Below are 14,019 nucleotides of genomic sequence, written 5' to 3'. Positions count from 1 at the left end.
ATTCGGCCATAATGTTCAGGCGTAATAGGCTACGCTTTGCATTCCAGTCGCCATCAATTGCTGTTCGCTGTTCCAGATGCTCATAAACTGGCTGCTGGCGCCGTGATCGGCATGATGGGTTTGGGAATCGATCAACCACCAGCCATCAGTTGTCGTGGGGTGATCAGCGATAATATTGACCTGCCAGTTCATCGAGCTGACCATTGCGTTTTTGTCTAGCAGCCCCATGATCGACGGCGGCAAGCTATCCCCCATGCACAATATCTCCGCGATCGGATCAAGACCTTCACGGTCTTTGAGCCGCATCCAGCGGGTCAGGCGGTTGGTCTTGATACTGGTATCGATCCGCTTACCGACAAACTCCATTTTTGAGGTGAAAAACTGCTCCGGTCCGCTGTGCAATTCCTCTTCCTTGGGAAGGGGCGGAAAGTCAGGATGCGTCATATCATGGCTTTGGATTTCAGTGTCTCTCTGACTGGCGAAGATGAAATTGCAGTGCAGGCCGAGTCCTTTTTCACCGAACAGCTCAGACTGGACAAACGCGGTATTGCGGCCCCGCCTGAGCATTTTTGTCTGTGCAGTCAGCGCGCCAAATAGCGGACCGGTAAAGGCAATTTGCGCAGAGCGCAGTCCGGGTAGACCCTCTTCGATATGGCTCGCAGCATGATAAGCCAGCGCTGTTGAAAGGCCGCCAAAAGCGGTCCGGCCCTGGGTCCAGCCCTGAGGCAGAGTGACGGGATTGGCGTCACCGCCCGGTCCGCATTGTTCCAAAAGTGTGGAGAGTGTTACCATTTTATCGGTTATATCGGTCATCTGATCTGTCATCAGAGCGGCTTATCGCGGGAAATGAACGAAATCTACTAATAGATTGATGCTGAGATTTACATATTTCTTAACTTGCCCTATAGGAAGGGTAGGATTTTCAATCTCTTACTAGGAGATATTTCATATGAGCTACAGCAGCACTCTCACCCGGGCCGATCTTTCTGATACCATGAATCGCCAAGTCGGGCTGTCCAGAGCGGATAGCGCCGTGATGGTGGAATCAATTCTGGATCATATGATCAACGCCTTGATTGATGGTGAAAATGTCAAAATCTCGGGCTTTGGAACCTTTGTCCTGCGGGACAAGGGCGAACGTACCGGACGTAATCCGAAAACCGGTGTCGAAGTGCCCATTGCTCCGCGCCGGGTATTGACGTTCCGTGCCAGCCAAACGATGCGCGACCGCATAATCGCGGCCGGGTAGTCTGAAAGGTCGAGTATAGTATGACCAAAGAAAGCGGCGCATTCCGAACCATTGGAGAGCTTTCGAAAGAGCTGAATATCAAACCCCATATATTGCGCTATTGGGAAGAACAGTTTGGCATGCTTCAACCGCTCAAACGGGCTGGTTCCCGTCGCCATTACCGGCCCGAAGATGTCGAGATGGTCAAGACGATCAACCGCCTGCTCAACGAAGAAGGCTATACAATAAAAGGCGCCCGCAAATTTCTGACATCACGGAAGAGCAAGCCTGCGGCTCAAGCGGTTGCCAGTGCTCCTGTTGCGTCTACGAATGAGATGGCGGCAGGTGTCAACGGCGACAATGGTATGATGTTGAAAGAGTTGAAAACCATTCGTGACCGGCTGTCGAGCGCGTTAAGCCAAGCATAGTCTATAGACGCGCTACAGCAGTTTGAGCGCTGTCAGTTCCTGCTTTAGTGTCCTCGCATCCCGAAAATGATGGCCCCTCATGCCCAGTTTTTCACTGCCTGCCACATTTTCCGGACGGTCATCGATAAAGAGGCATTGATCGGCAGAAACATCGAAGCGGTCGAGCGCCAGCTTGTAGATTGCGGTATCGGGCTTCACCAACTTTTCGTCGCCGGACACAATAATATCCGAAAAAGAATCGAAAATTTTGGCGGTTGGACGGAAGCCTCGCCAAAATTCCGAGCCGAAATTAGTGATCCCGAATATCGGGACGCCATTAGAGACCAGTTGCTTCACCAGTTGCAATGAGCCGGCTACAGGCCCTGGAATAGTTTCATTGAACCGTGTCGCATAAGCCTTGATATGCGATTCATATTGAGGAAATTGCGAGATCCGCTCAGGCACCATCTCGGCCAGCGGCCGGCCGGCATCATGTTGGAAATGCCATTCGGGCGTGATGACATTCAGCAGGAACCAGTCCAGTTCTTCTGCATCGTCGATCAGCTTTTCGAACAGACAGCGCAAATCCCATTGATACAGGACATTGCCGACATCGAAGATAACCGTATCAATTTTGGAAATGGCAGTCATGTCTGCCAAAGGACGAATTTAGCCTTGGCGCGCTTTGAACCGGCGATTCGTTTTGTTGATCACATAGGTGCGGCCACGACGACGGATCACGCGGCAGTCCCGATGACGGTTTTTGAGCGACTTCAAAGAGTTGCGGATCTTCATTTTGGTACCACGCCTTAATAAATCTAAATTTCTTGAAAACAGCCAAAGCTGTATGCAGACGGTGCAGTTAGGGTCACGGCCCGCCAAAGTCAAGCATCTAGGCGGCTTATTCTCCGCGAATTTCACCCAATTTGCGTTCCCAGGCCAGTGCATGGGTCACAATTTTGTCCAAATCCGCATATTGCGGCTGCCACGGGAAGCTTTTCATGATCGCGCGATTGTCGGAAATCAGCGAATCGGGATCGCCGGCGCGGCGGCCTTCCAGCTTGCGAGAAATCTTGAGATTCGTGACCCGATCGACGGCGTCGAGCACTTCGAGCACTGAGAAACCCCGGCCATAACCACAATTGAGCAAGTGATTCTGTTCAGGATCAGCGATCAGCGCCTCAAGTGCCAGCACATGAGCTGCTGCGAGATCGGAAACATGGATATAATCACGCACGCCGGTGCCATCGGGTGTGTCATAGTCAGTACCGAATACCGCAACGCTGTCGCGCTTGCCCAAAGCCGCTTCCACCGCGACCTTGATCAGATGGGTTGCGCCCGCCGTAGATTGACCTGTTCGTGCCCGTGGGTCTGCACCAGCGACGTTGAAATAGCGCAGCGCACAGAAATTCAGATCATGCGCCGCTGACACATCGCGCAGCATATGCTCGGTCATAAGCTTGGACATGCCATAGGGATTGATCGGTAGCTGGGGTGTTTGTTCGCTCACCGGGCTTTCTTCAGGGATGCCATAAGTCGCTGCGGTGGATGAAAAGATAAAATGCTTTACCCCGCCAGTAACGGTCGCATCAATCAGGCTGCGGCTTTTGGCGCTGTTATTGTGATAATATTTGAGCGGATTTTCAACAGATTCCGGCACAATGATGGACCCTGCAAAATGCATGATCGCGCCGATATTTTCGTCTTCCATGATCTTGAGAACCAGAGCGGTATCTTCGATATCCCCTTCATAGAAGGTCACATCATCCGGCACAGCCCAGCGAAAACCGGTAGTGAGATTGTCGATGACCGCAACTGGCCAGCCGGCATCTTTCAACGCCAAAACTGCATGGCTGCCAATATAGCCCGCGCCGCCTGTGACCAAAATAGTGAAGCGCTCTGGCATATTGTCTCCTCAAAAACCTTTTAATTCAGGCATAATATCCGGGAAAAGTCGTTATCCGGTTAACCATAGAGCCATGCGGATGCAATTATTTACGCGCGAGTATCGGAATTTAGGCTAAGATAGCGCACAGTTGGTCGGGAGTAGCAGAATATGGCACGCAAAAAGCTTTTCGGGATCGCAATGTTGTCACTGGCAATGACCGCCTGTGTGGCATCCACACCGCCGGTGAACGTCACCCGTTTTCACAATGCACAAGATGCGCAGATAGTCCCTGGAACGATAGCAATCGTCTCAAACTCCGAAGTCAGCGATGCCAGGGTGTTGGAACAGGGCACTTATGAAGCTGCTGTGCGCAGGGAATTGCAGCGCGTCGGGTTTTCCGATCCCGGCTCTGATGCTGCCAATGGGGAATATGTCGCCAGAGTTTCGGTCGAGCAAAGCCGGTTGTCGGCGGATGGCGGCCGGTCTCCCGTATCGGTTGGCGTGGGCGGCAGTACCGGAAGCTATGGATCGGGCGTTGGTCTGGGAATTGGCATCAACTTGAGCGGCAAGCCCAAAGACAGGATTGCAACCGAATTATCGGTCCGCATTACCCGCCGCGCTGATGGACAAACAGTCTGGGAAGGCCGCTCTTCGGTAGAAGCCAAAGATGGTTCTCCTGCATCACAGCCCGGTCTGGCAGCATCCAAATTGGCTGAAGCGTTATTCAGGGACTTCCCCGGAGAGTCAGGAACCACTATCAGGGTGCCATGAGCATTAAAATCACCGCCGCTTTTGATAGCGGAAACATCGCCGTCCATGACATTTCCGGCACCAAAGCCGAGCTATCGATCCGCAAGGACAAGGACAGCGATTTCTTCCAATGGTTCCATTTTCGCGTTACCTGCGAAATTGGCGATACGTTGGAACTCAATATCAATGGGCTGAAAGATTCTGCCTATCCCCAAGGCTGGCCTGGCTATAATGCCTGTGTCAGTGAAGACCGGGAATATTGGGGACGGGCGGACAGCAGCTATGACGAAGATAAGGGCACGCTTTCCATAAGTTATACCGCAACCAGCAATATCATCTGGTTCGCCTATTTTGCGCCTTACAGTATGGACCGCCATCATGATCTGGTTTCCGAAGTCGCTTCTGTAGAGGGCGTCACATGCCGAACCTTGGGCTATTCCCTGGAAGGGCAACCGATTGATTGTCTCACCATGGGCGAAGGCGAGAAACAGGTCTGGCTTTATGCCCGGCAACATCCCGGTGAGAGCATGGCCGAGTGGTGGATGGAAGGCGTGCTGGAAATGCTGACCGATCCTGCCGACCCGCATGCCCGGGCGTTGCTACAGAAATGCCAGTTTCACGTCGTCCCGAATATGAACCCAGATGGTTCATTCAGAGGGCATCTACGAACCAATTACGCCGGAACGAACCTCAACCGGGAGTGGCATGAACCCACGGCGGAAAAAAGCCCGGAAGTGCTGTGCGTTCGAAACGCGATGGATGAAAGCGGCGTTGACTTTGCAATAGACGCTCACGGCGATGAAGCGATACCGGCGGTGTTTATTGCCGGATTTGAGGGCATACCGAGCTGGACCGATGAAATGGGACGCAAATATAACGCCTATCGCGATCGGCTCGCCGCCCGTACACCCGATTTCCAGACCGAGCTGGGCTACCCGACTGCCGCAAAGGGCAAGGCCAATCTCTCCATGTCTACAAATCAGGTCGCCGAGCGTTTCGGAGCCATAGCGATGACACTGGAAATGCCATTCAAGGATAATCGTGATTTACCGGATGAAGAACAGGGCTGGTCACCGGAACGCTGTAAATTGCTAGCTCGTGAGTGCTTGGCGACGTTGGCGGAGTTGATGGACGAGATTTAGAGTGTTTTGACGAAAACGGTCTAAATTCCTGACTCGTCGCAAACCCACTCAACCCAGCGCTTAGCTAACAAATCTCTTGAAAAATCATTTTGCGCCAATTGATGTGCCCTTGCACCCATATTGCTCATTGATTTTCGGTCAGCTTCCGCTTTTTCAAGTGCATCTGCAAACGCGATTGGATCATCGGGTGGTACAACGATGCCACATAAATTTTGTTCTATCAATTCTGCTACCCATCCGGGATAATTGTTGAGCACTGGCAAGCCCGCTGCAATATAGTCGAAAAACTTGTTAGGCGACGTGCCAAAGTAGAATGCGGGGATATTGGCTAGGATTTGAAGTCCGATATCTGCTCCAGCTAGTAGCTTGGCTAGTTCTGCCTTCGGCACTGGGTCAATGAACAATATGTTGTTGAGTTCTTTCTCAGTCGCAGCTGAGACAAGTTCAGGCTTTTCCATTCCGCTTCCGACCAATAGAAATTTGATCTTATTGTTGCCTCGCTCTTGAAGTATTTCGGCAGCCCGTACGACTGAACCCAGACCATTCGCACGCCCATGTGTCCCGGCGAAAATTGCCACAAAATCGTCTTGCGTCAATGGACTTGGACGATAGGCTGCAGTGCCAGGGTGAAACAGATCGATGTCACAACCATTTGAGATCATCGTTATTTTGGATTCAGCAACCCCCCGACGCCTGATTCCCGCTGCGATGCCTGGCGATAGTGCAATAAGTCGATCCGCACTCCTATAAGAAAGCCATTCAAGACAGGACAGGGCTAACAAAATGATCGGGTTGCGAATGACTCCCATATCACGCGGTAACTCAGGCCAGAGGTCACGTACTTCAAAAATAAAAGGTTTGCGCCTGAACCACTTTCCTACAATGCCCGGGACGCCAACAGTCAGCGGCGTGGATGTAGCAAAAATACGGTCATATTTTTCGCGTAGAACGATCATTATTGCGGCGAGCATAAACTTCACGAAAATCCAGGTTCGCTTAAGGAAGCCATCGTTGTTTGAGTAGGAGAGCTCACATTCGATGACATCTATTTCATCGACATACCCACGGCGCCGACCCTTTTCAAATGGGCCAGTTAGGCCGGTATCACCATTTGCATAGCTGCCACAGACCATGGTGACTTGATGACCTTCCGCTATCAAGCGCCGGGCCATATGGTAAGACCTGATTCCAACGGCACCCTTCGCCGTGGAAAAATGCTGATGAAAATATAAAATATGCATCAATTCCACTCAAATATGCTGGTTATGACTGCGGGAGATTGTACTTGTACGTGCAATACTGGAAGTTCGGTCTTTTCCATATAATGCCGCGATTCATAGCCCGTCTCGAGTGCGATCATCGAGAGTTCTACATTTGCGTTTATTTGCATTTTCCCGCGGCGGCCAATCAAATTTTCTCCTTCCAATCTCCAATCATCGGGAGCAAATCGCCACCGCAAACTTGCATGTTTTGAGAAACCCTTGATGGTGTCGACGACCGCCATCCTATAATTGTTTAGCGTAATTTTCCGATGATGATATCGCTTCTTGTAGTCAAGATACGATGCCTCAAACCCCAGAATATCGTTATTTTTGTCGAAAATTAAGTTTCGTTCTTTGGTTCGCAACCATTTTGCCAGGAGAAATCTGCTGATTCTCGGCATAGCTTCTTCGCAATCGAAAAGGATTGTATTGTGAGCTTTTCCGCCTCCAAAATAACCAATCCATTCTTCACCGTCGTTATAACTGTAAGTCCCGCCATCTCTGAGAATATTTTGCCCTTTTATCCACAAATCTACATGCAAGGCGTCGTTTTGACTGGGCCGGAAATTGAAGCGGGGGTAGCGGATCACCGCTTTTGCATCTTCTTTTCTGAGGACAGCGTAGCCACCATCGTCAAATACCATATGATCTGAACGTTCAAGAAGCTGCTCAGGTTGTGAAATATCAAGCCATCTTGATGCGCTGTTATACGCGCCCTCTCCGGGTAGTGCTCGTTCTAAAAACAGAGCGGAGGCCAATTGTACGGCCGGCCGGTAGTCTCGATACGGCGTATCTGCAAATGGGATGAGTTGCGCTCCATCATTTGCGCCAATATTCGGCGCGTCTCCGTTCCGCAGATTCATCATCTGTGCCAGCCAAGCAGTAGCCGCGGCAGCATGGGAATAGAAATTCTCCGAAAAGCGAGGAAGATCGAACTTGCGGCGCCAAACCTCCGCAATCGATAGACAGTCCAGCATCATGCGGTGATAATTGACCGAATGCTGACTGAAACTCCCGTCCGGACCAATCAATCGGTTTACCCGCTCTTCAATGCGTTTGCGGCCAGTTTTCAGCCATTTAGTGTATTGACTGTTGGGTTCCTTGTTGAGCAACCAGCTTGCACCAATGAACATCGCGACCGCTTCTGATGTGCCATGATTGTTATCCTGTGCCGCTGCATATGATAGGGTAGGCGCAATGCGCTGTACATGCGCCTCTGCAGTAGCATAGATCGCATTGCACGGCGTGAGATGAGAATCCATGATCATAGCCGCCGAAGCCAGATGAATTAGCCTGATGGAGGCTTCCTGACCACACTTCCAGTTGGGCCCCAGATACTGAGGATTGTTCCTGTTCCAATCCGAAAGCCAAATATTCATGCGCTTCAAACTATGCAAATCGCCGTTTCGGGCACGTTGAGCCATCGGTAGAAGCCAATGCCAGCGGGACAATTCCCATATAGTTTTTATGTCTCCAACCGATACATCAAAATCCGCGATTTCCCACCACGGCCGGAGAGGTTCTTGCAGCGATGCACCTGTCAGATGATTGGTCAGCCAATTGGGAGGCGTATCGGCTGTTTCTATAGGGATATGGCCAAACAAGTGACCGTTTTCTTTCCAATTGTCCGGGGGGGTCTCGCCGACCGGAGGAGACTCGGCTGGGTTAAAGAATTTGCCGTCTATCTTTACCGGCTTTAACGATTGAACCGGGTGGAAACCGGTTTTAAGGCCATAGCGGTAGCGCGCGACGCGCAACAGGTTTTCAACACCTAACGCCCAATATGTACCCAGTTTGGTTGCAATATCTGTCACTGATCGCGAAGTGAATTTGCAACGTCAACGGTGACTCTGGCGACTTCGAATATCTGCTCGACAGGAATGGCAGAGCTACCGTTTGCGATAGCTGTCAGAAACGCTTTCGGACAGTGTTCTTGCCCTTTATTCTGGCGTGCCAAGTTCATTTTTGAGAAGCCAGGCCACCCGAAAGCCTTGAGACTCCGAAAATTATCCAATTGAAGTGTACGACCGGCGGCAAATACCTCTATTCGCTCTTTGGGGAAACTTGCGGCTCCATTTGCGAGATACATAATCGTCCCGAATGATCCATCTTCAAAGCCTAGTGTAATCGAAGCTTTGTCCGTTGTAACACCCATTGCGTGATTTTTGCCCATAGTCCGACCTTGTGATGAAACAATAGGAGAGTCCGCCAAAAACCGCATAAGATCAATAAAATGACATGCTTCACCGATTATTCGTCCCCCACCCACGTCTGGATCCTGGGTCCAATGCTCTGCTGGGATGGCGCCGGCATTCATAACCATCAAAAATGACTTGGGTTCGTTAACTTGCTCCAACAACGATTTCATCTTCAATATCTGCGGTGCAAAGCGCCGATTATAACCGACCATCAGATGATTGTTGCCGCCATTGCTATGATTTTGGGCATAAGCTTCTTCCACTGCCGATACTTCTGTTCGTGTCAGTCCCAGAGGTTTCTCTACAAACACGTGTTTGCCTGCATTCAGCGCTTTAACGGTCAGATCGGCGTGACTATCGTGACGTGTCGCGATCGCAACGACATTAATGGCGTCATTGGTCAACATTTCATCGACGTCGCTGGAGGCTTTGGCGAAACCTGCTTTGGTGCCGCTTATAGATCCACTCAATCCGCCCGAGCTTACGATTGTATCAAGTTTCGCGCCCGCTTTCTGGAATGCTGGTATCAAAATCCTAGATGCGTAATTGCCTGCGCCAATGAAACCAACGACCGCTGCTCCGGATGAATATTTATCTATCGTTTTGAGCGGAATTGTTCTGCAAACGCGATCCTCAGCAGTTGGCGGATAATCAAGCAGCATACCAAGACTGGATTTGTCGCTAGTAAGCCGATCATAGGCATTGACCGCGTTCTCAAAAGAGAACCTTGATGAGATTAGTTCATCAGTGCTGACTGCTCTTCGCTCCATCATATCCAGTATCGCTTCAAAATTGCGCCCCTCTGTCCATCTGACGAAGGCCGCTGGATAATCATTGCCTTTTTCTTCATATTCAGGGTCGTATCGCCCGGGACCATACGAACAAGAAACCTGAAAAGAGAGCTCTTTTTCATAGAAGTCTGACCGATTGAGATTGAGGCCGGTCACTCCAACTAAAACAATCCGACCTCGTTTTCGGCTCATTTGCGCTGCTTGAGTCACAGGGTCCGTTGATTCAGTTGATGCAGTGATGATTACGGCATCAACTCCGCGGCCACGACTGAATGCCATACCCGCACCGATTGGGTCTTCGCCATTGGACGGATTACATATTTCGGCACCATATCCTTTGGCAATGTCCAACTTGTTCTGATCGAAATCAATGGCCAGCACACGACACCCTTGCGCAATCAAGAGTTGAATTGTCAGCAATCCGACAAGACCTGCGCCGGTCACAACTATCGCTTCGCCCAATGTCGGTTGGGCGAGCCTGATTCCCTGCAATCCAATACTACCAATGACTACAAAAGCAGCGGTATCATTACTCACATTGCTGGGGATGGGAGCGCACAAAGTTTGAGAAACACGGACCACGTCCGCATGAGGGCCATTCGAAACGACCCTGTCTCCCACTGCGAATTGGGTCACTCTGGAGCCGACATCTATGACGACCCCAACATTGGAATAGCCAAGCGGAATAGGTTGACCGAGCTTCGATCTGACCGCATCGACAGTCGTCATTAGTCCATCCGTTTTGACTTTGTTTAGAACGTCGGCAACCCGTTCTGGTTGCTTTCGTGCCTTTTGTAGTAGGGATGCCTTACCAAAATCGACCAACATTCGTTCCGTGCCAGCGGAAATCAGAGATGTAGAGGTTCGAATCAGAACGTCATTTGGCCCAACCGCCGGATCCGGAGCATCGACAATTTGTGTTTCACCGGTACTAAAGTATTGAACAATCTGTTTCATGGTGTCCTAATAAGTTACTGCTATTTGATGGCATCTAGGTCGTCATCTTGCCGAATTGCTATTCCCCTAAACACACCGCCGGTTTCGGGCAACAAGTGAATGGAATGGCTGAAGTCGAGGTGTTCTCTGTATGGCAGGGTTCTTCAGGGCTTTGCTCCGAAAAGCATCGGATCAGTCTATCGCAAAATTGCCATCAATAAACTGGTCACACCATATCTGTAAGCAAAGCACAGCAAATATGGTGTAAGAAGCATCCACTTTCCCGGCATCATTGGCGGCAATAAGTTGTTGAACGGCCACAGGGTCGAACAATCCTTGCCGTTTTATGTTTTCGTCACTCAGCAGCGAGGCTACTTGACTCTTCAACGGTCCTTTTAGCCATTCGCGCAAGGGCACACCAAATCCGGTTTTCTTCCTGTAGATAATATCGTCGGGCAGAATTCCTTCCATAGCTTTCTTAAATATCCACTTTCCGGTTCCACCGCGTTGTTTGAAGTCATCCGGTAGCGACAAAACGGTATTTATCAAATCTCTATCAAGCAGTGGAACCCGGATTTCGACACTTGCGGCCATGCCCATTTTATCTGCATAATTAAGGTTATGGTCTGCCAAAAAATGCTTGCCTTCCAAATATAACATCCGCTCCAGCGGTGAATGGCCACTGGCCAAACCTTCAAGAGACTTCAGCATAGGTGCAGACACATCATCATCCGATAATCCGGCCCGCAATTCTGGCGACAGCAAGCCCAAAGCCTCTGCAGGATCCAACCATAAAAAGTAGCTGGCCAACCTCTGGTCAACGTTCAGGTCCGCATATTGAAATGCTTTTCCCACCCGGCGAGATATGGGTGGAGATGATGGTAAGGTCTTGGCTGCGCTGCTCAAAATGGATCGGCCTGTTTTTGGTAACCAGGACCAGTATCTCTCCTGCATCAAAGCAAAATGGCGCCGATAACCAGTAAATATGTCATCGCCACCTGATCCTGATAGAAGCACTTTAATGCCCTTGGATCGAGCCAATTCGGCAATATACAGGGTGTTAAGTGCAGCAAAATCGGCTGTTGGCTCATCGAGAAAGTAAATCATCTCTCCCAATCGATCTATCATATTCCCTTCAGCTTTTATGACATTCAGGTTTACGTCTAGGTGCTTTGCTACGCTGCGTGCATAAGGCAAATCATCGACTAATCCCTCCGCTCCAATTTGTTCGGAAATATCGATGGAAAAGCACTCAAGCTTTCCGGGTCCGTTATGGATACGGCTTGCGAACGCAGCAATCGAGGAAGAATCCAAGCCACCAGATAAGAAAGCACCTAAAGGAACATCTGAAATCAACTGTCGGCCAATGGCAGTCTCCAAGGCATCTCGAACACTTACAACCGCTTTCTCTACCGAAATTTCTTGCTTTGTGCCGGGAGGTGCAATCGGATCAAAGAAGATCGCTTGATTTACCTTCTGACCATCTTTGTACTGGACATATTCACCGGGTAATAGTTTTTGCACTTCATTTACGATGGTCTCGCGGCCGGGAGAATAGAGATATGAAAGATGATGAAGCACCGCCCTTGGATTGATAGACGGGTTTACAAAACCTCCTCGTATCAAAACCTTCATTTCACTTGCGAAGGCAACGCCATTAGACACTTCAGAATAGTATAGAGGCTTAACACCGACCGCATCGCGAGCCAAAGTCAATACTCGCTGATCCCGATCCCAAAAAGCAACTGCAAAAATGCCGTTTAATTTTTCGAATGCCGCAGTTCCTTGCTGCTCGAATAATTTTAGCAATACCTCCGAATCCGAATGACCCAAGAAGCTCCGGCCTGCAGCTTCCAACTCAAGGCGCAGTTCCTGATAATTGTAAATTTCACCATTGTAGACCATGATATATCGGCCGTCTTCAGAGACCATCGGTTGGTTCCCGGCGGGCGATAAATCCAATATTGATAGGCGGCGATGGCCAAGAAAAACATTATTCTCTTTGTCGCACCATTCGCCTGAACTGTCCGGTCCCCTGCGACGAATTATTGAAAGTGGATCCTTTGCTGCACCATCAAACGCACCAAGGCTGCCAAAAATTCCGCACATATTGTCAGCTTCCCGTCGATGATTTTTTGTCGGAGATCAGTTGATCATAGCATACGAAGGTTGAATACAGCACAAGAGCGATAAATGAAGCCAGCAAGGGCTGTCTCAGAGGGACGTTGATGTTGTTGCTAAACAGCAGGCATACGATTGTGATCGTAAAAAATGCTCTGACCAATATATACTCTCCCCCCTTTCCTAGAACCATAATGTAACCTGCGCAGGCTCTGTATAAAAACAAAATTACTACATATGCTATAGGTATAAAGAGAGCCAAACCTCCCCATGCAAGCGTATCGACATAATAATTATGGGCACTAGGGAAGTCTGTATAGAGTCCCAAATAGTTGTTGAGTGGTGACCGCATACCTGTGCCAAATAGTGGTTGATTTGCGAAAAACTCATAATATTGCGTTACTGCAAGATCTCTACCACCATAAGACTGCCCTGTTTCAGTGAATTGAGAAAATTTGCTTATTGATGTGTATGTACTGCCTGCTGCCTGATCAGTCAGATATGTCAAATTGGATAGAAATAATATGATAACGGCAGGAAATGATACGCATAATACCAATAGCCTTGCTCTACTATTTATAACAAAAATCATAACTAAAGATAACAAAAACGCCAATATGGCTTCTCTCGAAGCCATAAAAGCTAAGCATGAAAAACCAATGCCTATAAATATCAATGTTTCAAAGCGGATAAAATTTATTATCCGAGATCTGGTTATCGATATCAATAATATAAAGCTGAAGCAAATCATGGTGGGAATATAGACATACATTTGGTAGTGCCCTGGGAGTACCAAATTGCTTGAGATCCTGCCATCCTGCTGGAGCGATCCATAGATCAAGAATTCACCAACGCCAGCAGCAAATAAATAGAGGCCATTTGCTATCGTACCAAAAGCAATCGGTCGCAATACTTTCGGAGATATGGGGTTTAACTCAATCGCGAAATAGTAAGAGAGCCATAAGAATGGGAGACTCCAGACGACGCCCATGGCCAGCGGTTCAGTGACGCCATTAAAAATGGCGTTGAAAAAGCTTATAAATATAATCGCCATCACAATTGCTAAAAATCTAAAAGAGTTTTTAGTCATGTTTTGAATGATGGTCGGCAGCGTGATTAGTATCGAAATCAGGGTTAAGGGTATTCCTAACGTTGTGTCTTCAAATCCAACAATATTGTAGATTAGCGTAGGGTTAGTCGGGTCAATAAATATTGAAGTTGGAGCCAAGAAAAGTACGATTTTCAGACCCAGTGATATGTCTTTGTCGGTTTTGTCGATGATGGATTTCATGTGCA

13 protein-coding genes are annotated in these 14,019 nt (G+C 49.1%); 4 read left to right on the top strand and 9 right to left on the bottom strand.

Annotated elements, in window-relative coordinates; genetic code table 11:
- Positions 1 to 15: 15 nt before the first annotated feature.
- Positions 16 to 825, bottom strand: coding sequence for a thioesterase family protein (locus tag AC6I9Z_RS01435; protein WP_461457689.1), 810 nt, complete (start codon positions 823 to 825; stop codon positions 16 to 18).
- Positions 826 to 949: 124 nt separating this feature from the next.
- Between AC6I9Z_RS01435 and AC6I9Z_RS01430 the strand changes: the two genes are divergently transcribed.
- Complete coding sequence (locus tag AC6I9Z_RS01430; RefSeq protein ID WP_109354439.1) at positions 950 to 1,249, top strand: integration host factor subunit alpha; 300 nt, start codon at positions 950 to 952, stop codon at positions 1,247 to 1,249.
- Positions 1,250 to 1,269: 20 nt separating this feature from the next.
- A complete protein-coding gene (locus AC6I9Z_RS01425) occupies positions 1,270 to 1,656 on the top strand; it encodes a MerR family transcriptional regulator (protein WP_461457692.1) in 387 nt (128 codons plus the stop codon).
- Between the two features lie 12 nt (positions 1,657 to 1,668).
- Here AC6I9Z_RS01425 and AC6I9Z_RS01420 read toward each other — a convergent pair whose 3' ends face one another.
- The 3 genes from AC6I9Z_RS01420 to galE form a co-directional block, all read right to left on the bottom strand.
- Complete coding sequence (locus tag AC6I9Z_RS01420; protein ID WP_461457694.1) at positions 1,669 to 2,286, bottom strand: HAD family hydrolase; 618 nt, start codon at positions 2,284 to 2,286, stop codon at positions 1,669 to 1,671.
- Between the two features lie 18 nt (positions 2,287 to 2,304).
- A complete protein-coding gene (gene ykgO, locus AC6I9Z_RS01415; RefSeq protein WP_007165381.1) occupies positions 2,305 to 2,430 on the bottom strand; it encodes a type B 50S ribosomal protein L36 in 126 nt (41 codons plus the stop codon).
- 106 nt (positions 2,431 to 2,536) lie between these two features.
- Complete coding sequence (gene galE, locus AC6I9Z_RS01410) at positions 2,537 to 3,541, bottom strand: UDP-glucose 4-epimerase GalE (protein ID WP_461457697.1); 1,005 nt, start codon at positions 3,539 to 3,541, stop codon at positions 2,537 to 2,539.
- A 150-nt stretch (positions 3,542 to 3,691) separates the two neighbouring features.
- Between galE and AC6I9Z_RS01405 the strand changes: the two genes are divergently transcribed.
- Both AC6I9Z_RS01405 and AC6I9Z_RS01400 read left to right on the top strand, forming a co-directional pair.
- A complete protein-coding gene (locus AC6I9Z_RS01405) occupies positions 3,692 to 4,294 on the top strand; it encodes a DUF4136 domain-containing protein (protein WP_461457699.1) in 603 nt (200 codons plus the stop codon).
- The gene (locus AC6I9Z_RS01400; protein WP_461457701.1) at positions 4,291 to 5,415 is read left to right on the top strand and encodes a M14 family metallopeptidase; all 1,125 of its coding nucleotides are present in this window, start codon (positions 4,291 to 4,293) and stop codon (positions 5,413 to 5,415) included. The genes AC6I9Z_RS01405 and AC6I9Z_RS01400 overlap by 4 nt, the downstream gene beginning before the upstream one ends.
- A gap of 20 nt (positions 5,416 to 5,435) precedes the next feature.
- On the opposite strand, the gene AC6I9Z_RS01395 is transcribed toward AC6I9Z_RS01400, so the two are convergent.
- The 5 genes from AC6I9Z_RS01395 to AC6I9Z_RS01375 all read right to left on the bottom strand — a co-directional run bounded on the left by AC6I9Z_RS01395 (position 5,436) and on the right by AC6I9Z_RS01375 (position 14,014).
- Entirely contained in the window at positions 5,436 to 6,656 is a 1,221-nt protein-coding gene (locus AC6I9Z_RS01395; RefSeq protein WP_461458233.1) for a glycosyltransferase family 4 protein, read from the bottom strand.
- On the bottom strand, positions 6,656 to 8,491 hold the full coding sequence (locus tag AC6I9Z_RS01390; protein ID WP_461457702.1) for a heparinase II/III domain-containing protein: 1,836 nt from the start codon (positions 8,489 to 8,491) through the stop codon (positions 6,656 to 6,658). Before AC6I9Z_RS01390 ends, AC6I9Z_RS01395 begins: the two co-directional genes overlap by 1 nt.
- Positions 8,488 to 10,623 (bottom strand): bi-domain-containing oxidoreductase, encoded by a 2,136-nt coding sequence (locus AC6I9Z_RS01385; RefSeq protein WP_461457703.1) that lies wholly within the window; start codon positions 10,621 to 10,623, stop codon positions 8,488 to 8,490. The genes AC6I9Z_RS01390 and AC6I9Z_RS01385 overlap by 4 nt, the downstream gene beginning before the upstream one ends.
- Before the next feature lie 171 nt (positions 10,624 to 10,794).
- The gene (gene asnB, locus AC6I9Z_RS01380) at positions 10,795 to 12,711 is read right to left on the bottom strand and encodes an asparagine synthase (glutamine-hydrolyzing) (RefSeq protein ID WP_461457705.1); all 1,917 of its coding nucleotides are present in this window, start codon (positions 12,709 to 12,711) and stop codon (positions 10,795 to 10,797) included.
- Positions 12,712 to 12,715: 4 nt separating this feature from the next.
- On the bottom strand, positions 12,716 to 14,014 hold the full coding sequence (locus tag AC6I9Z_RS01375; protein WP_461457707.1) for an O-antigen ligase family protein: 1,299 nt from the start codon (positions 14,012 to 14,014) through the stop codon (positions 12,716 to 12,718).
- Positions 14,015 to 14,019: the final 5 nt, after the last annotated feature.

It is taken from the genome of Parasphingorhabdus sp. (assembly GCF_059726685.1).
The sequence above is the reverse complement of the archived record's forward strand: the minus strand, read 5'-3'. Positions and strand labels throughout refer to the sequence as shown.

Coding starts and splice junctions, on each gene's coding strand:
- AC6I9Z_RS01420 (WP_461457694.1), bottom strand. CDS start 2,286: ATGACTGCCATTTCCAAAATTGATACGGTTATCTTCGATGTCGGCAAT.
- AC6I9Z_RS01395 (WP_461458233.1), bottom strand. CDS start 6,656: ATGCATATTTTATATTTTCATCAGCATTTTTCCACGGCGAAGGGTGCC.
- AC6I9Z_RS01375 (WP_461457707.1), bottom strand. CDS start 14,014: ATGAAATCCATCATCGACAAAACCGACAAAGACATATCACTGGGTCTG.
- AC6I9Z_RS01430 (WP_109354439.1), top strand. CDS start 950: ATGAGCTACAGCAGCACTCTCACCCGGGCCGATCTTTCTGATACCATG.
- galE (WP_461457697.1), bottom strand. CDS start 3,541: ATGCCAGAGCGCTTCACTATTTTGGTCACAGGCGGCGCGGGCTATATT.
- AC6I9Z_RS01385 (WP_461457703.1), bottom strand. CDS start 10,623: ATGAAACAGATTGTTCAATACTTTAGTACCGGTGAAACACAAATTGTC.
- asnB (WP_461457705.1), bottom strand. CDS start 12,711: ATGTGCGGAATTTTTGGCAGCCTTGGTGCGTTTGATGGTGCAGCAAAG.
- AC6I9Z_RS01435 (WP_461457689.1), bottom strand. CDS start 825: ATGACAGATCAGATGACCGATATAACCGATAAAATGGTAACACTCTCC.
- AC6I9Z_RS01405 (WP_461457699.1), top strand. CDS start 3,692: ATGGCACGCAAAAAGCTTTTCGGGATCGCAATGTTGTCACTGGCAATG.
- AC6I9Z_RS01425 (WP_461457692.1), top strand. CDS start 1,270: ATGACCAAAGAAAGCGGCGCATTCCGAACCATTGGAGAGCTTTCGAAA.
- ykgO (WP_007165381.1), bottom strand. CDS start 2,430: ATGAAGATCCGCAACTCTTTGAAGTCGCTCAAAAACCGTCATCGGGAC.
- AC6I9Z_RS01400 (WP_461457701.1), top strand. CDS start 4,291: ATGAGCATTAAAATCACCGCCGCTTTTGATAGCGGAAACATCGCCGTC.